Origin of the sequence: Neisseria sp. P0014.S009 (genome assembly GCF_051958155.1) — a bacterium.
Classification (GTDB): domain Bacteria; phylum Pseudomonadota; class Gammaproteobacteria; order Burkholderiales; family Neisseriaceae; genus Neisseria; species Neisseria flavescens_C.
This window is the reverse complement of sequence record NZ_JBQCVS010000003.1, coordinates 1-20,075: the sequence shown is the minus strand read 5'-3', so window position 1 is coordinate 20,075 and position 20,075 is coordinate 1. Positions and strand designations below refer to the sequence as shown.

At 49.9% G+C, this 20,075-nt stretch carries 20 protein-coding genes, 1 other RNA gene and 2 pseudogenes; 15 read left to right on the top strand and 8 right to left on the bottom strand.

Annotated elements, in window-relative coordinates; translation table 11 throughout:
* Positions 1-65: 65 nt before the first annotated feature.
* On the bottom strand, positions 66-1,835 hold the full coding sequence (gene ggt, locus ACTHS4_RS03500) for a gamma-glutamyltransferase (RefSeq protein ID WP_070825742.1): 1,770 nt from the start codon (positions 1,833-1,835) through the stop codon (positions 66-68).
* 482 nt (positions 1,836-2,317) lie between these two features.
* Between ggt and gnd the strand changes: the two genes are divergently transcribed.
* From gnd to ACTHS4_RS03475, 5 genes and pseudogenes are all read left to right on the top strand, one after another.
* Entirely contained in the window at positions 2,318-3,766 is a 1,449-nt protein-coding gene (gnd, locus tag ACTHS4_RS03495; protein WP_070825741.1) for a decarboxylating NADP(+)-dependent phosphogluconate dehydrogenase, read from the top strand.
* A 537-nt stretch (positions 3,767-4,303) separates the two neighbouring features.
* Positions 4,304-4,958 (top strand): annotated as a pseudogene (locus ACTHS4_RS03490) (IS1595 family transposase).
* Positions 4,959-5,076: 118 nt separating this feature from the next.
* Positions 5,077-5,544: a CinA family protein gene (locus ACTHS4_RS03485; protein ID WP_070826392.1), complete on the top strand. Its 468-nt coding sequence runs from the start codon at positions 5,077-5,079 to the stop codon at positions 5,542-5,544.
* A 135-nt stretch (positions 5,545-5,679) separates the two neighbouring features.
* Complete coding sequence (locus tag ACTHS4_RS03480; RefSeq protein WP_070826393.1) at positions 5,680-6,366, top strand: hypothetical protein; 687 nt, start codon at positions 5,680-5,682, stop codon at positions 6,364-6,366.
* Positions 6,367-6,389: 23 nt separating this feature from the next.
* Positions 6,390-7,451 (top strand): hypothetical protein, encoded by a 1,062-nt coding sequence (locus tag ACTHS4_RS03475; protein WP_070826394.1) that lies wholly within the window; start codon positions 6,390-6,392, stop codon positions 7,449-7,451.
* Between the two features lie 72 nt (positions 7,452-7,523).
* Here ACTHS4_RS03475 and efeB read toward each other — a convergent pair whose 3' ends face one another.
* The 3 genes from efeB to efeU all read right to left on the bottom strand — a co-directional run bounded on the left by efeB (position 7,524) and on the right by efeU (position 10,928).
* On the bottom strand, positions 7,524-8,789 hold the full coding sequence (efeB, locus tag ACTHS4_RS03470) for an iron uptake transporter deferrochelatase/peroxidase subunit (RefSeq protein WP_107848557.1): 1,266 nt from the start codon (positions 8,787-8,789) through the stop codon (positions 7,524-7,526).
* 135 nt (positions 8,790-8,924) lie between these two features.
* Complete coding sequence (gene efeO, locus ACTHS4_RS03465) at positions 8,925-10,091, bottom strand: iron uptake system protein EfeO (protein ID WP_049335642.1); 1,167 nt, start codon at positions 10,089-10,091, stop codon at positions 8,925-8,927.
* Positions 10,092-10,103: 12 nt separating this feature from the next.
* A complete protein-coding gene (gene efeU, locus ACTHS4_RS03460; protein WP_440365506.1) occupies positions 10,104-10,928 on the bottom strand; it encodes an iron uptake transporter permease EfeU in 825 nt (274 codons plus the stop codon).
* Positions 10,929-11,311: 383 nt separating this feature from the next.
* On the opposite strand from efeU, the gene ACTHS4_RS03455 reads away from it, so the two are divergent.
* The 3 genes from ACTHS4_RS03455 to ACTHS4_RS03445 all read left to right on the top strand — a co-directional run bounded on the left by ACTHS4_RS03455 (position 11,312) and on the right by ACTHS4_RS03445 (position 13,330).
* Positions 11,312-12,487, top strand: a complete 1,176-nt coding sequence (locus ACTHS4_RS03455) for a cytochrome-c peroxidase (RefSeq protein WP_049333127.1) — start codon at positions 11,312-11,314, stop codon at positions 12,485-12,487.
* Between the two features lie 138 nt (positions 12,488-12,625).
* On the top strand, positions 12,626-12,955 hold the full coding sequence (locus ACTHS4_RS03450; protein ID WP_094192864.1) for an FKBP-type peptidyl-prolyl cis-trans isomerase: 330 nt from the start codon (positions 12,626-12,628) through the stop codon (positions 12,953-12,955).
* Between the two features lie 126 nt (positions 12,956-13,081).
* On the top strand, positions 13,082-13,330 hold the full coding sequence (locus ACTHS4_RS03445; protein ID WP_003686612.1) for a BolA family protein: 249 nt from the start codon (positions 13,082-13,084) through the stop codon (positions 13,328-13,330).
* Between the two features lie 145 nt (positions 13,331-13,475).
* Here ACTHS4_RS03445 and ACTHS4_RS03440 read toward each other — a convergent pair whose 3' ends face one another.
* Positions 13,476-14,270: a class I SAM-dependent methyltransferase gene (locus tag ACTHS4_RS03440; protein WP_296183998.1), complete on the bottom strand. Its 795-nt coding sequence runs from the start codon at positions 14,268-14,270 to the stop codon at positions 13,476-13,478.
* A 55-nt stretch (positions 14,271-14,325) separates the two neighbouring features.
* Positions 14,326-15,072 carry a pimeloyl-ACP methyl ester esterase BioH gene (gene bioH, locus ACTHS4_RS03435; protein ID WP_070646425.1) on the bottom strand — a complete coding sequence of 249 codons (747 nt, stop codon included), beginning with the start codon at positions 15,070-15,072 and terminating at the stop codon, positions 14,326-14,328.
* On the opposite strand from bioH, the gene ACTHS4_RS03430 reads away from it, so the two are divergent.
* The 7 genes from ACTHS4_RS03430 to rnpB all read left to right on the top strand — a co-directional run bounded on the left by ACTHS4_RS03430 (position 15,071) and on the right by rnpB (position 19,191).
* Positions 15,071-15,787, top strand: a complete 717-nt coding sequence (locus ACTHS4_RS03430; protein ID WP_440365505.1) for a ComF family protein — start codon at positions 15,071-15,073, stop codon at positions 15,785-15,787. The genes bioH and ACTHS4_RS03430 overlap by 2 nt on opposite strands.
* Before the next feature lie 64 nt (positions 15,788-15,851).
* Positions 15,852-16,316, top strand: coding sequence for a tRNA (uridine(34)/cytosine(34)/5-carboxymethylaminomethyluridine(34)-2'-O)-methyltransferase TrmL (gene trmL / locus ACTHS4_RS03425; RefSeq protein WP_070461542.1), 465 nt, complete (start codon positions 15,852-15,854; stop codon positions 16,314-16,316).
* A gap of 48 nt (positions 16,317-16,364) precedes the next feature.
* Entirely contained in the window at positions 16,365-17,084 is a 720-nt protein-coding gene (locus ACTHS4_RS03420) for a septal ring lytic transglycosylase RlpA family protein (RefSeq protein ID WP_250581134.1), read from the top strand.
* A gap of 98 nt (positions 17,085-17,182) precedes the next feature.
* Complete coding sequence (gene ruvA / locus ACTHS4_RS03415) at positions 17,183-17,767, top strand: Holliday junction branch migration protein RuvA (protein WP_188211324.1); 585 nt, start codon at positions 17,183-17,185, stop codon at positions 17,765-17,767.
* A 13-nt stretch (positions 17,768-17,780) separates the two neighbouring features.
* Positions 17,781-18,014 carry a methionine-binding protein gene (locus ACTHS4_RS03410; protein WP_070587853.1) on the top strand — a complete coding sequence of 78 codons (234 nt, stop codon included), beginning with the start codon at positions 17,781-17,783 and terminating at the stop codon, positions 18,012-18,014.
* Positions 18,015-18,068: 54 nt separating this feature from the next.
* Positions 18,069-18,776 (top strand): hypothetical protein, encoded by a 708-nt coding sequence (locus ACTHS4_RS03405; RefSeq protein WP_440365504.1) that lies wholly within the window; start codon positions 18,069-18,071, stop codon positions 18,774-18,776.
* A gap of 53 nt (positions 18,777-18,829) precedes the next feature.
* Positions 18,830-19,191: RNase P RNA component class A (gene rnpB, locus ACTHS4_RS03400), an RNA gene on the top strand.
* 363 nt (positions 19,192-19,554) lie between these two features.
* Here rnpB and ACTHS4_RS03395 read toward each other — a convergent pair.
* Both ACTHS4_RS03395 and ACTHS4_RS03390 read right to left on the bottom strand, forming a co-directional pair.
* Positions 19,555-19,867: pseudogene (locus tag ACTHS4_RS03395) on the bottom strand (carboxylating nicotinate-nucleotide diphosphorylase); the annotation flags it as partial.
* A complete protein-coding gene (locus tag ACTHS4_RS03390; RefSeq protein WP_371460598.1) occupies positions 19,868-20,011 on the bottom strand; it encodes a hypothetical protein in 144 nt (47 codons plus the stop codon). It lies immediately after the preceding pseudogene.
* Positions 20,012-20,075: the final 64 nt, after the last annotated feature.

Sequence of the window (20,075 nt, the reverse complement as noted above, 5' to 3'; positions counted from 1 at the left end):
TCCAAAACTAAAAAGGCCGTCTGAATTTGGTTTCAGACGGCCTTTTTCATGTCAAACCGACAATATCAATCGCCCATGACCTTGCCTTCACGGCGCGGGTCGGCGCCTCCGAGCAAACCGTCTTTGCCGATCACAATGCCTTGCACGCCGGAATTCAAATCACGGATTTGGACTTTGTAGCCCAGTTTTTCCAACGCAGCCGCTTTATCCGCTGCAGCGGTTTTTTCCTCGATCTCATACTGGCTGCCGCGATTGAGCATATTCGGCAGTGAAATTGCCGTCTGAATGTCCATACCCCAGTCGATATGTGCCACCAACGTTTTAGCAACGAAACCGATAATGCGGCTGCCGCCCGGCGAACCGACCGCCATATAAGGTTTTCCGTCTTTCATCACAATGGTCGGCGCCATCGAAGAACGCGGGCGTTTGCCGCCTGCCACGCTGTTGGCCACCGTTTTACCGTCCTCTCCGACAGGATTGAAGGCAAAATCGGTTAATTCGTTGTTGAGCAGATAGCCGTTTGCCATCAGCCCCGAACCGAACGCGTTTTCAATCGAAGTCGTCATCGATACGACGTTGCCGTCTTTATCCACAACCACCAAATGACTGGTGGACGGTAGCTCGACCGCCATGCCTTGCGCGTATACCTTGCCAAACTTGCCTGCCTGAATAGTTTCCAATGCCTTGTCAGCCTTGCGGATTTTTTCGGCACGCGGTTTCAAATAAGCCTGAGAAATCATGGCATGGGTCGGAACATTCACAAACGCAGGATCGCCGACATAATAATCACGGTCGGCAAAAGCAATCCGCGACGCATCGCCTATCCAGCGCCAACTGTGGATATTTTCCGCGCCCAACGCCTTCATATTCTGATTTTGCAATACGCCCAAAATCTGCCCCAAAGCAATCGCGCCCGAACTTGGCGCGCCCATACCGCAAACTTCATATTCACGATACGGCGCACAAACCGGCTTACGCTCGATAACTTGATAGTTTTTCAAATCCGCCATGCTGATTTTGCCAGGATTATCCACAGCACTGGTAACGGCACGAACAATATTCTGCGCCTGCATTCCCTGATAAAACGGCGCACTGCCTTTTTCCGCCAACAGGCGCACAGAACGCGCAAATTCAGGATTTTTCAAAACTGTTCCCGCAGCCAAAGGTTTGCCGTCGGGTAAGAAATAGGCAGCAGTTTGCGGATAACGTTGCAAGGGTTCCAAATTTTGTTCGATGGATTTCGCCATACGCGGAGAAACAGCAAAACCCTGTTCCGCCAAAGTAATCGGTTTTTCAAACAAACTTGCCCACGGCAATTTTCCGTAACGCTTGTGGACATCTTCGAGCAGCTTCGGAATCCCCGGCACACCGACCGAACGGCCGCCGACCACAGCTTTCATAAAGCCCATCGGTTTGCCGTTTTCGTCTAAGAAAAGTTCTGGCGTTGCCGCTTTCGGCGCCGTTTCACGGGCATCAAACGTCGTCAGCTTTTTCGCCTTATTGTCCCAATACACCAAAAACGCACCGCCGCCCAATCCGGAAGACTGCGGCTCAACCAGTCCCAAAGTTGTCTGCATGGCAATCATCGCATCTATCGCACTGCCGCCGCGCTTCAAAATTTCATAACCGGCTTCAGTTGCCAGCGGATTGGCAGACGCCGCCATATAATGCTTGGCACGGATTAACTTCTGCTCCGTCAGCCCTGTTCCTTGCTCCGGCGCATGGTTATCCACAGATACGGAGGGCAGGGCAACTTGAGGCTTTTGAACCGGCCGTTGCGCACAAGCGGCCAAAATAAAAACGGATAACAGGTTAATACTAAAGGAAAACTTCATATGTACACCCTTATTGAAATATTTTCAGACGGCCTTTTCCCAGCTTAAACAAAAGGAAATATGAAAATAGTTTGAAATAAAAAACCATTTGACTATTTCTCTAGTCAATCAGTTCCGATTGGAGAAGTATAAAACAAGCTAAGATTGTGCACAGGCAAAAAGTTACCCACAGAATGGAGCAGCAGAAAAAATTTATCCACACCTACAAACAAGGCCGACCATACTTTATCCTCATCAAAAAATATCAGCTAAGTATTTGAAAAATTGTTTTAATCAAAGTTATCAACAAGCTGTGGCAGCACTCAATATCATCTTCTATTTATTATTTAAAATCTAATTTATAGTTTGTTTTCCCAAAGGTAAAGGCCGTCTGAAACGTAAAGGCATCTTTTCAAAAAATTAAAAAGTTAAGGATTGTTAAAAAGTTGTAAATCAGCTAGAGTTACGCTTGATAAATTTAATCAATAATGGAGTTTCACCAAATGAAAGGCGACATTGGCGTTATCGGCCTTGCCGTAATGGGGCAAAACCTGATTCTCAACATGAACGACAACGGCTTTAAAGTTGTTGCATACAACCGGACGACTAGCAAAGTAGATGATTTTTTAAACGGCGCAGCCAAAAATACCAATATTATCGGCGCATATTCACTGCAAGATCTGGTTGATAAATTAGAGAAACCACGTAAAATCATGATGATGGTACGCGCTGGTTCTGTTGTTGACGATTTTATCGAGCAACTCGTTCCGCTTTTGGACGAAGGCGACATCATTATTGACGGCGGCAATGCCAACTATCCTGATTCCACCCGCCGTACACACGAGCTGGCGGCAAAAGGCATCCGCTTTATCGGTGCCGGCGTATCTGGTGGCGAAGAAGGCGCGCGTCACGGCCCATCTATCATGCCTGGCGGCGATGAAGCCGCATGGCCTGCCGTCAAACCGATTTTCCAAGCCATCTCCGCCAAAACGCCTCAAGGCGAGCCTTGTTGCGACTGGGTTGGCCGCGATGGTGCGGGCCACTTCGTCAAAATGGTGCACAACGGCATCGAATACGGCGATATGCAGTTGATTTGCGAAGCGTACCAATTCATGAAAGACGGCTTGGGTCTGAGCTACGACGAAATGCACCGCATTTTCAGCGAATGGAACCAAACCGAACTGAATTCTTATCTGGTTGAAATTACCGCCGCGATTTTGGGTTACAGAGATGAAAACGGCGAACCTTTGGTCGAAAAAATCCTTGATACCGCAGGTCAAAAAGGTACAGGTAAATGGACCGGCATCAATGCCCTCGATTTGGGTATCCCGTTGACACTGATTTCCGAAGCCGTGTTTGCACGTTGCGTGTCCGCGTTTAAAGACCAACGCATCCAAGCAAACAGCCTGTTTGGCAAAACCATTATCCCGATTGAAGGCGATAAAGCCGCATGGGTAGATGCTTTGCGCCAAGCCCTGTTGGCATCCAAAATCATTTCTTATGCACAAGGCTTTATGCTGATCCGCGAAGCCAGCGAAAACAACGATTGGGCATTGAATTACGGCAACACCGCCCTCTTGTGGCGTGAAGGCTGCATCATCCGCAGCGCGTTCTTGGGCAACATCCGCGACGCATACGAAGCCAATCCTGATTTAGTCTTCTTGGGTTCCGATCCTTATTTCAAAGGCGTATTGGAAACCTGTCTGCCTGCATGGCGCAAAATCGTTGCCAAAGCGATCGAATGTAGCATTCCGATGCCTTGCATGGCTTCCGCCATTACCTTCCTTGACGGCTACACTTCCGCGAGCCTGCCTGCCAACTTGTTGCAAGCCCAACGCGACTACTTCGGCGCGCACACTTACGAGCGTACCGACAAACCGCGCGGCGAGTTCTTCCATACCAACTGGACAGGTAAGGGCGGCGATACCGCTTCAACCACATACGATATTTAATTTGCCTGAGTAAACAAAAGGCCGAATTAGGAAGAACAACCAGTTACAGAAGGCATTATGTGTAAATGCTCTCTGAAGGTAGATGTGTTTAAACTTGTTGAAAGCCGTTAACAGGCAGAGCCTTTGCAAAAAACTCTTTATCCGACAGCCGAATCCCAAACACAGGATTTCGGCTGTTTTCGTTCTAAAATCTTCCTTTATTTTCCCAAAATTATCCTTTCCTTCTTCGGATACCTAATCATTAGGTATTCGGATCGTTTTTTAGGCGTAAATAGGCGTACTAGCTTATGGACGGTTTTCAGTAAGTTCAAACAAACCTACCTTCAGAGGGCTTTACGTATAATGCTATCTTGTAAGTAATCCTCTTCCAAATATTGCTGGTTTTCCATACTGTCGTAGCCTTTGTTGGCATAAATTGTCATAGCTTCTATTAGGTCTTCAAAAAAAGGAAATAGGTTTAAGAAAACAAAGCATTATTTACATAGCAGGTTAATAAAAGGGGCTGTACTAGATTAGCAGATATGTTACCCTCGAAATATGAAGATAACACACTGCAAATTAAAGAAAAAAAGTACAGAAAGAACTGCTCCGTTTTTTTGTGCTGGAAGTTACCGCCCGTTCTGCGGCCGATATTTTGGGTATCCATCCCAATTCAGCAGCACTGTTCTACCGTAAAATCCGCACGGTTATAAACTATCATTTGGCCTTGGCTGCCGATGAGGTTTTCGAGGGCCCTGTCGAGCTGGACGAAAGCTATTTCGGCGGACGGCGTAAAGGCAGACGTGATCGCGGTGCGGCAGGAAAAGTGGTTGTCTTCGGCATTCTGAAACGCAACGGACGGGTCTATACCGTTGTGGTGGATAATGCCAAGTCTGAAACGTTATTCCCTGTCATCAAAAAGAAAATCATGCCGGACAGTATTGTTTACACGGATAGCCTGAGCAGCTACGACAAGTTGGACGTGAGCGGTTTCATCCATTACCGTATCAACCATTCCAAGGAATTTGCCGACCGTCAGAACCACATTAATGGCATTGAGAATTTTTGGAATCAGGCAAAACGTGTCTTGCGAAAATACAATGGAATCGATCGCAAATCTTTCCCGCTGTTCTTGAAAGAATGCGAATTTCGATTTAACTTCGGCACACCGTCCCGGCAGCTAAAAATTCTGCGGGATTGGTGTGGAATTTAGAGCTAATCTACGTCAGCCCCCAAAAAAAACGCTAGAATTTCTTACATCTTAAGCCTCTCTGAAACATAAGCAGGTTAAACTCTCACCTAAATCTCACCCTTTTCCATAAGGAGCCGCCATGTCCCATCTGCAAACCATCGCCGAACACCTGACCAGCCGCCGCCAAACCGTTACCTGCGCCGAGTCCTGCACCGGCGGCCTGCTTGCAGGTGCGCTGACTTCCCTCTCCGGCAGCTCGCAGTGGTTTCACCAAAGCTTCGTCACATACAGCAACCAAGCCAAACAAGACCGCCTCGGCGTCATGCCCGATACCTTGCTGAAACACGGTGCGGTCAGCCGCGAGACCGTCTATGAAATGGCACGCGGCGCAAAGGCCGTCGCGCAAGCCGATTACGCCTTGAGTATTTCCGGCATCGCCGGCCCCGGCGGCGGCAGCGCGGCCAAACCGGTCGGCACAGTCTGGTTCGGCCTGGCCACGCCCGAAGGCTCGTTTGAGCAAACCGCGCTTTTCACAGGCGACCGCGAAGCAGTAAGGGCGCAAGCCGTCGAATACGCATTGGCTTTCTTGGCGGAACATTTGGTTTGATAGCAAAAACACAGGCCGTCTGAAATCTGGAAATCAGGTTTCAGACGGCCTTTCATAAATTAAGATATTTAAAACTTTAATGGTATATACTTAATCATATTTTTTACTATCAACCGAAAATATAAAGGAAAAATAATGAACAAAACAAAAAAATATACACTAGCTCTTTTAGGCTTTTTTGCAACTTTTTTAAGTGCCTGTTCCCAATATAATGATCCATACAAAAATGGACCTAAAGAGATTAATGGACATCCCGTATACGAAATACCATTCGAACAACCTTTAATTATCGACCCCAAAAAGGAGCAAGTGTTTTATTTTAAATTGAATAAAAAGCCAAAAGCACCTGAAACTAATTATGTTATCTATATTATGACAATGTATCCAATTGATGATAACAAATATTATGATGCTTCAAAAGGCCTAGATACGAATGATATTTTAATTAAAAATAAAATGTTGCAGTTTGAAGCCAATCTATCTCATTTTGATAGTAACAATATAGAAACTAAAATTGGTTTAAGTAATGAATGGATATATTATCCTGATTTACTTCAATATAAAAACAAAAATAAAAATGGAACAGTCCCCCGTTTTCAAAGAGAACTAACTCAGTTTACTGCTGATTTAGCCTCCAGCATTCCTCCATTAAGGATATTTGACAATAAAAAGTACGGCGTTCATAAAAATGAGATGGCATATTTTTTAATACAAGAAGAAGGGGGATATTATCGTCTTTCCATTAGGTCATTGAAAAAATTTCCAGACTACCCAAAACTTAAATTATCTGTATATATCAGTACAGAACGAACCCCAAAGTAAACTTTAAATAAAAAGGAAGTCTTATGAATGATGATAACAGATACACTTTAACCATCTATGTAGCTGCACCCGGTACCCCTTTATTTAAGGATGGAAAACCTTGGATGGAAAATGGTGAGCAAAAAACTTCTCAACCAGGCCATGTGTTCTACGGTATCAGCAAAGATGGAGGTCATACTATCGATTCATACGGTTTTGCCCCTCCCCTAGATACTGATAAATACCATTGGTATCACCCTGACAAACCAGGAGATGTCCAAAAGGGGGAACACAAAGAATACTTGAATCCAGTTTATGAACGAACTATGGAGATTACCAAAGAACAATATATGGCCTTACAGAATTTTGGCGAATACCCCCAAAACTACGGTTTTAATAAAGAAGTATACAACTGGGCTACCAACAGTTGTATCGACTTCACTTTTACAGCCCTCTATCGTAGTGGAATATACAAGGGTAAAGAATACATCCATCATTATGAGGGGGTGGAGGTAGGTAGAACCATTAATAATTCTTACGAAGGAACTATACGAGTATTGCCTAATATAGAAGAGTTTGACAAGATTTCTAATCAGATTCCCAATAGCGACTTGAACCAAACCATCAAAAGGGCGATGCCTAAACGTACTCCTATACAGTGGCTTATCAGTGAAAATCAACACGAACAACAATATCGATACGCACAGGCTGGTATTGATGGGAATATTCTACAAATCAACGATATGCCTAAAACTGCCCAGACCATCTTCCACCAGTGTAAACAGGCTTTTACTGACTTCTGTGATAAGAAAAATATTGCCTATGATACAAATGATGTAGATAAAATTGCTATGTCATTAACCTCAGCAGGCTATGCAAACAAAATGCAGGGCGTGTCTTTAATCAATATTAAAGATAATGGGGAAATATCTATCGGACACAAAGATCCTGGGTTGATAACAGCTTCTGCGAATATGAAAATAGCTGCAACTACACCCATCGAAGAAAGTTTAACCAAAATACAGGAGACCGCACAAAATTTTGAATATGAGGCGAAACAAAAACAAATGGTGCAATCCCAATCACATGGACTGATGCTTTCTTAACTAAAAAGGCCGTCTGAAATCTGGAAATCAGGTTTCAGACGGCCTTTTTATCTATTCAAACCATCGGCGGATTTATACGCCCAAAAGCTCTTTGCCGAGGAAGCTGCCTTTTTCGACACCCGGCAGGACGAAGAAATAGCCGCCGCCAAACGGGCTGATGTATTCCTCCAGCGGCTCGCCGTTGAGCAGGTTTTGCACGAAGATGAAGCCGTCGGCAAGGTTGGCCTGATAGCAGATGAACACCAAGCCGACATCAAGTTGGCCGTTGGCGGCTAGGCCGCGCGAGTAGTTGAAGGCGCGGCGGTAGAGCAGGTGTTTTTTCATGAACTCAGGATCGCGCGGATTGGCAAGGCGCATATGGCTGTCTTTGGGCGTGATTTTGCCGTCGGCGTCTTTGGCGAAATCGGCGGTGTCGCCTTCTTTTTTACCGTCCATGGGCGCACCGCTGTATTTGCGCCGGCCGAAAATATCGGTTTGTTCCTGCATCGGGGTGCGGTCCCAAAATTCGACAAAGTGGCGGATGAGGCGGACGGCCTGATAGCTGCCGTTTTTCGCCCATGCCGGTTCGTCCAAGCTGTTGGCGGCAACGCCCGTCCACAGAACTTGATCGGCGACTTTGGGATCTTCGACTTTGGGATTGCCTGAGCCGTCGCGGAAACCTAAAAGGTTGCGCGCGGCAATGGCGCCGGGTTCGGCTTTAGGGAGCCAACCGTCTATGCTCCAGCGGATGACGGCAAACTGGGCGGTGTTTTTGATGATGTCGCGCAGGGCGGCTTGGCAGGTTTCGGGGGAGAATGCGCAAATTTGCAGGCTGAGGTCGCCGTCGCACCAAGATTTTTGGAGTTTGTCGTTGGGGAAATCGCGCATTTCCTGCAGGTGTTTCGGCTTTTTGTCTTTGAGGCCGAAGCGGTCGTCAAAGAGGCTGCTGCCGACGCCGACGGTAACCGTCAGCCCGTCGGGACGGAATTGTTTGCCGAGGATGCCGCTGCCTGCAGGCGGGAGTTTGTCGTCGCCGTCTTGGTATTCGCCGCCTTGGGTGAGGAATTCGATGCGGGCGGTCAGGGCGCGGAACAGGTTTTCAAGTTGTTTGGCGTCTTTGGCGGTAACGTCAAAGGCACACATGATGCCGAAGAGCTGGTGTGGCGTGACGATGCCTGCCTGATGCTCGCCGTAACACGGATAGGCCAGCTCGGAATGTTGGTTGTTTTGGGTCTCGGCGGCGGCTTCGCCTTGTTTTTTACCGGCAAAATAACCAGCAACGCCGATGGCACCGGCGGCAAGGGCAGTTTTGAAAAGGGTTCGTTTTTCGGGTTGTGCCGGTTGTTTGTTTTGGCTCATGGTCTGCTCCTTGGCAGGGAACGGAAAGATTGCAATCGTGTGAAGTAAGGTCGGTTTTCAAGCATATTTTGTGTGGGCGTCAATAAGATTCAGACGGCCTTTCAATATCCAAAGGCCGTCTGAAAACGCGTTATCTTATTTCAAACCCAAAATACCGCGCAGTTTGGCCAAGTCTTCTGCCAAGGCATTAATCGGCGCCTGCAGGGCTTTGCGGTCTTCTTCGCTCAGTTTGTCATACAGCTCGAAACCGTTCGGGGTTTTGTATTTCGCCAAAATGTCTTCAACCTGTTTGAAGTTGGCATCGGTTTTTTCCAACAACGCTTTGTCTTTGGCTTCGATCAGCGGACGGAACAAATCAACGATTTTTTTGGAGCCTTCCACATTGGCTTGGAAGTCGCTCAAGTCGGTATGGCTGTAACGGTCTTCTTCGCCGCTGATTTTGCTGCCGGCCACTTCTTCAATCAGTTCGGACGCGCCGCCGACCACCTTACCCGGAGGGAATGCCAATGCGTCGATTTCTTTTTGTAGTGCTTCGACATCGGTCATCAGTTTGGCTGCAATTTCCTTCACGCCGGATACGTCTTTTTCTACCCAAAGGGCGTGTTCGATACGGTGGAAGCCGGTAAATCCGGCATCTTTCGCACCGTCTTTGAAGTCGTCTTCACGCGCATCGATGACGGGGTCGAGTTCGCTGAAAAGCTCGGCAATCGGTTCGATACGTTCGTAATGGACGCGGGTGGCGGCAAACAGGGATTTGGCCTTTTCAATGTCGCCGGCTTTAACGGCTTCGGTAAAGGTTTTGGTTTTCGCCACCAGCTCTTTAACCTCGCCTTGAACGTAAGCTTTATAGTCGGCGAGCGGTTGGGACAGTTTTTCCAAATCCGCTTCGTTGGCAGTATCTTTGAAGCCGCTGTCGGTAACAATCAGCTTACCGCGCGGATTGGTCAACAGGCCGCAAGTCATTTCATATTCGCCCGGCAGCAGGGTAACGGTCATTTTGTCGGATAAACCCGGGGCGATGTTTTCACGCTCGTCCACCACCATCACGCCTTTCAGGATTTCCCATTCCAGCTTGCGGCCGCTGTCGTTTTTGATGTTGAACACGACTTGGCCGCTGGGGACGGTCAATTCCATCGGTTCGCAGGCAGTATCGTTCACGCCGATATTGACCGAACCGTCGGCATTAGCGGCAGCGGATGCGCCTGAAGCGGCAGGCGCGGCTTTTTCGGCTTCAGGCGGCTGACACGCGGTCAAACCCAGAGCCAACATTACGGACAAAGCAGTCAGATTGAATTTTTTCATTTTACTTCCTTTTTATTTAGTTAACGTTTTTGCCGGCGCACTGCCGCGCAAAAACCAAATCATGACGGGAACCAGATACAGCAGCCAAATCAGGACTTCGCCTTCGGTCGGGTGGTCGGTATAACCGAAGAAACCGCCGAGCAGCACGCCTAAAGGGCTGTCTTCATGCAAATATTTCGATGTGTCGAAAGCGATGTCCTGCATCACATTCCATACGCCGGCCTCATGCAGCGCGCGAAACGAACCGGCCAGCAGACCGGCCGCCACCACAATCAGAAACGCGCCCGTCCAACGGAAAAACTTCGCCAAGTTCAGGCGCATACCGCCCTGATAAATCAGCGTACCGATGACAACCGCCACCAACAGCCCCAACACCGCGCCTATCGGCATAGACCACGTCGGGCTTTGCTGGAACACGGCAAGCAGGAAAAACACGCTCTCCAAACCTTCGCGCGCCACAGCCAAAAACGCCATGCCGACCAAGGCCCAACCCTGGCCGCTGCCGCGGTTCAAGGCCGATTGAACAGAATCCTGAAGATGCTGTTTCATCGAACGTGCGGCCTTTTTCATCCACAAAATCATGTACGTCAGCATGGCCACGGCCACCAGGCCGATGACGCCGACCATCAATTCCTGTTCTTTTTGCGGAATCTCGCCAGTAGCGGAATGAATGCCGTAACCAATACCCAAACACATGACCGAAGCCAAAAACACGCCCAGCCAAACCTTCGGCATCAGCTCGCTGTGTCCCGACTGTTTCAAAAAACTGGCAACAATACCGACGATCAGGGCGGCTTCGATGCCCTCACGCAGCATAATCAATAAAGCAATCAGCATAAAAAAAACTCTAAAGTGAAACGTTCATTTATTAACGCATTTATAACGCTTTATGCTTAATAACGCAAATTATTTTTATTTTTTAATAACCCCATATTTATTAAGATTTTTTAAAATAGAATAACGGACGTAATCAATAAAAACTAAAAGGCCGTCTGAATTTTATTTTTTCAGACGGCCTTAATTTATCTAAGCAATTGTAAATAAATAATAAAAAAGTTCCATAGTATAAATTTCCCTATCAGTGATATTTTCAAAATTTATCAAATTTAAAAGGTTGATTTACAACAAAAATTAAAACCGCCTTATCTTTTATAGTTGGCATATTGCTGGTGCAATCAGCAATCCATGACATAACAAACGCATAACAAAGGAACCCTCCTATGCCACGTTTAAAACTCCACCAAATCGCTTTGGCTTTGGCCGTTTCTGCCGCGTTGACCGCCTGCGGCGAGAAAACGGCTCAAACAACCGAAACCCCTCAAGCGGCTTCTGCCGCGAGCGCTGCCGATGCTGCCGCAAGCACCGCCGCTGTTTCGGCCCCTCAAAATTCCGCCGATGTTTCTGCCGAAGACAAAGCCCTGTTGGAACGCGCGCAAACCGTGTTCAAACCTTTGCCTGATGCGGCCGAAATGCAAAAAATCCGTCCGTTTACCGAAGAGCAGGTCAAACTCGGCCAACAACTTTGGTACGAAACCCGCCTGTCCAAAGGCAACACCGTCAGCTGTAACTCCTGCCACAACTTGGCAACTGCTGGCGTAGACAACATGCCGACCAGCGCGGGCCACAAAAGCCAATTCGGCGCCCGTAACCCCCCGACTGCCCTGAATGCCGCCTTGTTGGGAAGCCAATTCTGGGACGGCCGTGCCGCCGATGTGGAAGAACAAGCCGGCGGCCCATTGCTCAACCCGGTTGAAATGGCCAACGCGACCGAAGCCGATGCCGCCGCCAAAATCGCCGGTATCCCTGAATACCAAGAAAAATTCAAAGCCGCATTCCCTGAAGACGGCGCGGTTTCCTTTAAAAACATCACCACTGCATTGGGCGCGTTTGAACGTACCCTGCTGACTCCGACCCGTTGGGACGACTACCTGAAAGGCAACGTATCTGCCCTGAGCGAACAAGAACGCAAAGGCGTACGCGCATTTATGGACAACGGCTGTATCGCTTGTCACAACGGCGTCAACTTGGGTGGTACCATGTTCCAAAAATTCGGCTTGGTGGACGGTCCTTACTGGAAACACATCGACGATCCTAAACACGACAAAGGCCGTGCGGACGTAACCAAAAAAGCCGAAGACGAATTCTTCTTCCGCGTTCCCGGCTTGAGAAACGTCGAACGCACCTACCCATACTTCCACAACGGCAGCGTTTGGGAACTGGATAAAGCCGTCAACATCATGGCGAAAGCGCAATTGGGTAAAACCTTGGCTCCGGAAGACACTGAAAACATCGTTGCCTTCTTGAAAGCCCTCTCCGGCAATGTTCCAGAGTCTGCCCGAACCATGCCTGAGCTGCCCGTCTCCCACGATGTCAAATCCCAACCTGACAACAAATAAGGTTTAGCATAAAACAAGGCCGTCTGAAAATCCGTTTCAGACGGCCTTTTTGTTGCCGGCCATATGGGCGCATTTGTTTCACGATTCCACACAATATGGTAATCTTGAACCGATTTTCACCATACATCCGAAAGGAACATCATGAGCCTGATTATTGAAGACTTGCAAGAAGGCCACGGCAAAGAAGCCGTCAAAGGCAAAGAAATCACCGTACATTACACCGGCTGGTTGGAAGACGGTACCAAATTCGACTCCAGCCTCGACCGCCGTCAACCGCTGACCATCACTCTGGGCGTCGGCCAAGTGATTAAAGGTTGGGACGAAGGCTTCGGCGGCATGAAAGAAGGCGGCAAACGCAAGCTGACCATTCCTTCCGAAATGGGCTACGGCGCACACGGTGCCGGCGGCGTGATTCCTCCGCACGCAACTTTGATTTTTGAAGTCGAGCTGCTGAAAGTGTACGAATAAGCATTTGACGCTTCCAAAGGCCGAGGCCGTCTGAAACCCGAAGTTTGGTTTTTCAGACGGCCTGTTTTTATCAAGATTCGGTATAATGCCCTCTTTTACAAGCAAACCATTTCCCAAGGAACCCCCATGCTTTTACCCGAACAAGTCAAAACCCTGATTGAAGGCGTTACCCCTTGCGAACACGTCGAAGTCGAAGGCGACGGCCATCACTTCTTCGCCGTAATCGTTTCCTCCTCATTTGAAGGCAAAGCCCGCCTCGCCCGCCACCGCCTGATTAAAGACGGTCTCAAGCCGCAACTCGAAAGCAACGAATTGCACGCGCTGTCGATTTCCGTTGCCGCCACTCCGGCCGAATGGGCTGCCAAACAGGCTTAATTTGGAATCAAACAAAAGGCCGTCTGAAAAGTTTTCAGACGGCCTTTTTCATACATATTAATCAGCGCAGGCAATCGATACAAACGCCAAACCGCATTCGACAACACGCAATCGCGGCGTAAACCCTACCAGCACAACCGCCAAACTAGCCCTGCCTTTTCGGGAAAAACTGCACCACATTCTCCCCTTGAGGCAACACCAATTTTTTCACGGCATGGCCGTATACGGTTTCAAGCGTGATGTTCAGACGGCCTTCGTTGGCAAAAATCTGATCCACACATTCCTTGGCCGCTTGCGGATTGCTGAACTTCAACGCGTTCCATAATCCCAAGGTTTCCATGTCCTGCCAAAACGTCCCGGCTTTTTTATAGCTCAGCTCAAGCTTGGCCGTATCGGTTACCGGATCGTAAAAGCCGTTGTCGGCGAGCATATCGCCCAAATCGTGCATATCAATCAACGTGGGCGCTTCGCATTCGATGCCTTCATGGTTCAGACGGCCTGTCAGCTCGGTCAGGCTGTCGCGGCCAAAGTGTGTGAAAAACAATAATCCGTCGGTTTTCAAAGCAGCGGCCCAGTTTTTCAATACCGGCAAAATATCATCGGCGCGGCTGAGGCTGAGGTTGGCCCACAACATATCGGCGGATGCTTCGGGCAACGGCGCGGTCAGGGCTTGGCAATGCTGCGGGATGGTTTTGCCGGTCAGCTTCTGCCAGAAACCACCTTTGCGCGTGGCGGCGGCGGTTTTCAAAAAATCGGCATTCGGATCGTATTCTTCAAACACGGCGTCGGGATAACGCGCGGCCAGCAGGCTGCGGCTGATGTCGGCATCGGCACCAATCAGCATGATGCGTTTGGGTGCATTGCGGACCAGTTGCAGGCGCTCGTCGGTGTCTTGGGCGAGATGGCGGTGAATCTGCCAGCGTTTGTCTTGTTCGGTCATGGTGGGTCGTGTCAGCGGGCTTTGCCCAGCAATGTTTTTATGGTTTAAGTCTGTTTCAGACGGCCTTTTCGACAAAATTGCGGTAGGTTTCGGCAAATTCGTCGGCATGGCTTAAAAAGGGCGCGTGTGCGGCTTTGTCAATAAGGACCAGCTCGCTGTTGCTCAAATAGCGGTGTAAATATTCGCCCATGCGCGGCGGCGTGATGGCGTCTTTCTGTCCAAACACCAGCAATGACGGCGTTTGAATCAGCGACAACAGCGGACGCGCATCGGCATGGTTGACCGCTTCAAGCGCGGCCTGTAAGGCGGAGGGCGTGCCACAGCGCGCCAAATCGGGCAATACCCGGTTTAAGATTTCGCCTGAATGCGGCGTATGCAGCAGTTGCAGTTGTAGAAACTGTTTAATATGTTTGGCATAATCCTGCTGAAATGCGCCGACCATCTTGCCCAAGGCAGGTTGCGCCAAGCCTTCGGGATAATCCGTGTCGGCAGTCAATCGGGCAAAACTTGCCGTCAGGCAGAGCGATTGGATTTTGTCGGGATAAAGCGCGGTCAGATACAGGGCAACCAGTCCGCCCAGCGACCAGCCGAGAATGTGTGCCGGCGTGTCGATTTGTCCGGCGAAGGCTTCGGCAACGGCGGCAATATCAAACGGCTCGGTAAAAGGCGCATCGCCGTGTCCGGGCAAATCAAGCGCGCGGACGTCCCAATCGGCAGGCAGGCGCGGTATCAAATCGTCGAATACATGGCGGTTCGCCGCCCAACCGTGTATCAGATAAACTTTTTTGGCGGAGTGTGGCATGAATGTTCTTTCTTGGTGGCGCAGTTTGAAACAGCTCAATGCGCGACGTTGCGTATTATGCCACGATTCCGTTTCAGACGGCCTTTGCCGAGGCTGCGCAAACGATTTGACAGAATATTTTATCGACGCGGCACAAAGCTGCCCTTTGTGTTTCCGCCATGTCGCGGATGGGGCAGTGTGCGGCAGTTGTCAGAAAAAGCCGCCCGCATTTGATAGAATGTGGGCCTCGCTGTATTACGAACCGCCCGTCAGCAGCATGATACGCGAGCTGAAACACTTGGCGGATTTAGGTATGAGCCGTCCGTTGGCGGATTTGATGAGCCAAAACGCACCGGACTGGCTGACGACGGAACACTTCGATTTCGTCCTGCCCATGCCTTTGAGCAAAGAGCGGCGGCTCAAGCGCGGATTCAACCAAAGCGAGGCGTTGACGGATATTTTGGCGAAACGCTACGGCTGGACGCTACTGCCGCGCCACGCGGTTTTCAGACGGCACGGCGAGCCTCAAAGTACGCTGAAAAGCGACGAACGTCGGCGAAATATCAAGAATGCATTTAAAATCAAAACCGAATTGCCGAAGGCGTGTAATATTCTGTTAATTGATGATGTCTTCACCACCGGCTCGACTTTGGACGAATTGGCGAAAACGCTGAAAAAATCAGGCGCAGGTAAGATTTTTTGCTGGAGCTTGGCGCGGCCGCCAATGAAAAAATAGCTTAAAGTTTTTGACACCCATGGAACATTTCGGCATTATGCCACTCTATAAGTGATTGATTTATATGTTTACCATAGTTTTGTACCAACCTGAAATCCCGCCCAATACGGGCAATATCATCCGCCTGTGCGCCAATACCGGTGCCGATTTGCACTTGGTCAAGCCGCTTGGTTTCCCTCTGGATTCGTCCAAAATGAAACGCGCGGGTTTGGATTATCACGAGTTTGCCAAACTGACGGTACATGAGAATTTCGATGATTGCCTCAAGGCCCTTGAAGGCCGCCGTATTTTCGCGCTGACCACCAAAGGCTCTACCCGCCCCGACGAAGTTTCCTTCCGCGAAGGCGACGTGTTGCTGTTTGGTCCCGAAACGCGCGGCCTGCCTGCCGAAGTTCTCGACAGCCTGCCTGCTGGACAAAAAATCCGCCTGCCGATGATGCCCGACAGCAGGAGCATGAATCTTTCCAATACTGTCGCCGTTATTCTGTTTGAAGCATGGCGACAAAACGGTTTTGCCGGCGGCGTATAACAGGCCGTCTGAAACCGCTGCGTTATCAACTCAAGAACGGAACCCGTTTTGACTTTTACTAAAAAAACCCTCCTTTCCTTAGCCGCCGCCACCATCGGCGTCCTTTCCATCAATGCCGCTGTTGCCGACAGCGTGGTTCGAGTCGAAAAACTGCATCCTTCTGCCAACCGCAGTTACAAAGTTGCCGGCAAACGCTACACGCCGCTGACCAAAGTTTCCTCTTTCAGCCAAACCGGCAAAGCCTCATGGTACGGCAACCAATTCCACGGCCGTAAAACTTCCAGCGGCGAGCGTTACAATATGAACGCCCTCTCCGCCGCCCACAAAACCCTCCCTATTCCCAGCTACGCACGCGTGACCAATATGCAAAACGGCAAAAGCGTCATCGTCCGCGTCAACGACCGCGGCCCTTTCCACGGCAACCGCGTCATCGATGTTTCCAAAGCCGCCGCCCAACAATTGGGTTTCATCAACCAAGGCACGGCCAACGTCAAAGTTGAGCAAATCATCCCCGGCCAAACCGCCGCTCAAACCATTATTTCCCCAAACAACAAAGAATTTTTTGTTGATTTGAAATCCTTCGGTACCCAACGCGAAGCACAGGCTTATTTGAACCAAGCCGCACAAAACCTACCATCCGACAGCAAAATCACGCTTGAAAAACGCAACTACGAATACGTTGTCAAAATGGGTCCGTTCAGCAGCCAAGAACGTGCCGCCGAAGCAGGCGAACGCGCCCGTCATCTAAACCTGGCATCCGCCATCTGATTTCGTCCGCGTTACCGCTGAAGTTTGATACAATACAAGGCCGTCTGAAACCCGATTGCAAGGTTTCAGACGGCCTTTTTTAATCACAGGGGAGCACCATGATCAGCAGGCTTACAGGCAAATTGATTGAGAAAAATCCGCCGCAGGTCGTTATCGACGTCAACGGCGTCGGTTATGAAGCCGACGTTTCCATGCAGACTTTCTACAACCTGCCCCCCGTTGGCGAAACCGTCCATCTCTACACCCAGCTTGTCGTCCGCGAAGACGCGCATTTGCTGTTTGGTTTCGCCTCAGCCGAGGAACGCGCCACCTTCCGCCAACTGGTCAAAGTCAGCGGCATCGGTGCCAAAACCGCATTGGGCATTTTGTCTGCCATGAATGCCGACGAGCTGGCGCAAGCCATCGCCGAAGAAGACGTCAAACGCCTCTCCTCCGCCCCCGGCATCGGCAAGAAAACCGCCGAACGCATGGTGTTAGAACTGCGCGGCAAACTCGTGTCCCATACCGTTTCAGACGGCCTGTTTGTCTCTGATGCCGTTGCCGACGAAAGCCAAGACATCATCAACACCCTGCTTGCCCTCGGTTATAACGAACGCGAAGCCAAAGCCGCCACCAAAGGCATTCCCAAAGGCACGGAAGTCGGCGAAGGCGTACGCTTGGCCTTGAAAAACCTGCTCAAATAAGGCCGTCTGAAACATGAAGGCATTGGCCCTGAGCATCACCCTCTTTCTAAGCGCATGCATCTATACCGAGACCCCGTATGGACGCACCGCCGTCTTAGACCTGCCCGTCCACTCGCAAACCACCGTCAACAAAACCGTGACCATCAACGCCCCGCCCGGGACGACCGTCATCTATCAAGACAGCAAACCCGTCCGCAATTACCCGGCCTATCCCGTTTATCCCCGCCGGGTTTATCGTTATCGATAAACAACGCTGACCGTTTGAAACCATAGGTTCAGACGGCCTGTTGAGAGACCAACCATGAAATACATCCTTCCCCTGCTTTTACTCCTGAGCGCCTGCACACCGGACACCAAGACCACGGATGCCGCATCCGCCCCCAAAACACACGGCTTTGCACACCGCCTGACCGAAGGCGAAAAACTGCTGACCCAAGCCCTCATCAAACAAGACCTCGCCGCCTACTTCAAACACGAAACCGGCGGCGCATTTGCCGAACAAGCCCCCTTATTCTCGGCCCAACAACTTGCCGAACAGAAAAACATCCCTAAAAACGATGCCATCAGCGTTTACGGCAAAATCATCAAAACCCAAGGCCGCACCGCCTGGCTGCAAACCGACAAGCAAACCCTCAAACTCGATTTGGCCGAACCGTTGCAAGAAGCTCAAGGCGAAGTTACCCTTGTCTGCCAACACGAAAACACCGCATTCCAAGACTGCCAAACAGAAGAAAACTTCGCCCGACGCTTTACAGAACAAATTTTCTCGGCGGTCGAGTCCGGACGCGTATCCGCCCAAACAGACGCACCGGCCGAAGAAATCATGGCCGGCCGCCTCATTCCGTTTTTAAGTGCCGCCAGCGACTTTACCGGCAACTTCAAAGCCTGCGCCACCACCATGACCGAATACTGCACCAGCCGCCTGGCACGCGAAATGCCCGAATCCGCAGTTCGCAAAAAAGCACAGGAATTGGGTTTGACCGAAATAGCATTTAAAAAGAAAAAATAAATATTTAGGCCGTCTGAACCCTATGGCGGCTGTGTTATAATCCGCACCTCATACAGGTCGGACAGACAGTCGCCGCGTATCGCGTAAGGCATACGGGGAGGAAAGTCCGGGCTCCACAGAGCAGAATGCCGGCTAACGGCCGGGCGCGGCAACGCGACGGAAAGTGGAACAGAAAGCAATACCGCCGATGATTGCCTTCGGGCAAAACAGGTAAGGGTGAAAAGGTGCGGTAAGAGCGCACCGTGCATTTGGTAACAAAGCGCAGCAGGCTAAACCCCATTCGGAGCAAGACCAAACAGAACGCGATGACGCTGCTCGCCGAGCGTTCGGGTAGGTTGCTTGAGCACACCAGCAATGATGTGCCTAGAGGAATGACTGTCCGCGACAGAACCCGGCTTACCGTCCGAGCTGTATGTCCCCATACCGCGGCAGGTTTTAAAAACCTGCCGCATTTTTATAGAAATAAAAAGGCTGAGACCTTTGTAAAATCTTCTAAATTACTACCAAGCACACTTAGGGGCATTAGCACCCTTTTTTCAGTAAATTTACATAAGCCATGCCTATCAAGCACATCGACCGTTTACCCTTATTGAAGTTGGAGTAGATATTTGATTAGCAGTTGATCGAGCACTCCCTGAATCATTAAAGAACTCGTTACATTAGAGACCTCTATAGCCGTCCTACCTATCTCTTCTTATCCTTTTCAAAGCCACTCTGCTTGGCCAATAGCACAGCTTGAGACCTGTACCTTTATAGGCAATCGTTGTATTTTTGAAATTCACGCCACGAAATCCAATCCTATATCCAACGAGCGGCTGCTGTGGGTCAGATAGCCGAGGGCGATGCCGTCCACGCCGGTTTGTGCCACACGCTTCAGACGGTCGAAGCCGATGCCTCGCAATAGATAGCGTGGGAGTGGGCGATTTGTGTATAGCAGCGGTTTGCCGCTTCTTTCAAGGTTTTGTCTCCATGCTGTCCAGCAAAATCCGTTCCGCGCTTGCCGCGATGGCTTTGTCCAGTTGTGCCAACGTGTCCACTTCGATTTCTACGCAGGTCAATGCTCCAACCGCCTGTCTTGCCTGCCGAACGGCTTACCCGTCGTGGATTTCGGCTTGGAAGCGGATGTAATATCGCCTCGCCAGCAACTCCTTGCTCGAATGCATCGTTACCGCCAGGCTTGCCGCCCAAACCATCGCAGACGGACAAGCGTCACCCAAAGGCCGAGACCTTTGCAAAAAAGCCCTTCCTTCGACAGCTGAAACTCCAAAACAGGTTTTCGTCTATTTCCGCTCCTAATTA

Coding starts and splice junctions, on each gene's coding strand:
- ggt (WP_070825742.1), bottom strand. CDS start 1,835: ATGAAGTTTTCCTTTAGTATTAACCTGTTATCCGTTTTTATTTTGGCC.
- gnd (WP_070825741.1), top strand. CDS start 2,318: ATGAAAGGCGACATTGGCGTTATCGGCCTTGCCGTAATGGGGCAAAAC.
- ACTHS4_RS03485 (WP_070826392.1), top strand. CDS start 5,077: ATGTCCCATCTGCAAACCATCGCCGAACACCTGACCAGCCGCCGCCAA.
- ACTHS4_RS03480 (WP_070826393.1), top strand. CDS start 5,680: ATGAACAAAACAAAAAAATATACACTAGCTCTTTTAGGCTTTTTTGCA.
- ACTHS4_RS03475 (WP_070826394.1), top strand. CDS start 6,390: ATGAATGATGATAACAGATACACTTTAACCATCTATGTAGCTGCACCC.
- efeB (WP_107848557.1), bottom strand. CDS start 8,789: ATGAGCCAAAACAAACAACCGGCACAACCCGAAAAACGAACCCTTTTC.
- efeO (WP_049335642.1), bottom strand. CDS start 10,091: ATGAAAAAATTCAATCTGACTGCTTTGTCCGTAATGTTGGCTCTGGGT.
- efeU (WP_440365506.1), bottom strand. CDS start 10,928: ATGCTGATTGCTTTATTGATTATGCTGCGTGAGGGCATCGAAGCCGCC.
- ACTHS4_RS03455 (WP_049333127.1), top strand. CDS start 11,312: ATGCCACGTTTAAAACTCCACCAAATCGCTTTGGCTTTGGCCGTTTCT.
- ACTHS4_RS03445 (WP_003686612.1), top strand. CDS start 13,082: ATGCTTTTACCCGAACAAGTCAAAACCCTGATTGAAGGCGTTACCCCT.
- ACTHS4_RS03440 (WP_296183998.1), bottom strand. CDS start 14,270: ATGACCGAACAAGACAAACGCTGGCAGATTCACCGCCATCTCGCCCAA.
- ACTHS4_RS03430 (WP_440365505.1), top strand. CDS start 15,071: ATGAATGTTCTTTCTTGGTGGCGCAGTTTGAAACAGCTCAATGCGCGA.
- bioH (WP_070646425.1), bottom strand. CDS start 15,072: ATGCCACACTCCGCCAAAAAAGTTTATCTGATACACGGTTGGGCGGCG.
- trmL (WP_070461542.1), top strand. CDS start 15,852: ATGTTTACCATAGTTTTGTACCAACCTGAAATCCCGCCCAATACGGGC.
- ruvA (WP_188211324.1), top strand. CDS start 17,183: ATGATCAGCAGGCTTACAGGCAAATTGATTGAGAAAAATCCGCCGCAG.
- ACTHS4_RS03410 (WP_070587853.1), top strand. CDS start 17,781: ATGAAGGCATTGGCCCTGAGCATCACCCTCTTTCTAAGCGCATGCATC.
- ACTHS4_RS03405 (WP_440365504.1), top strand. CDS start 18,069: ATGAAATACATCCTTCCCCTGCTTTTACTCCTGAGCGCCTGCACACCG.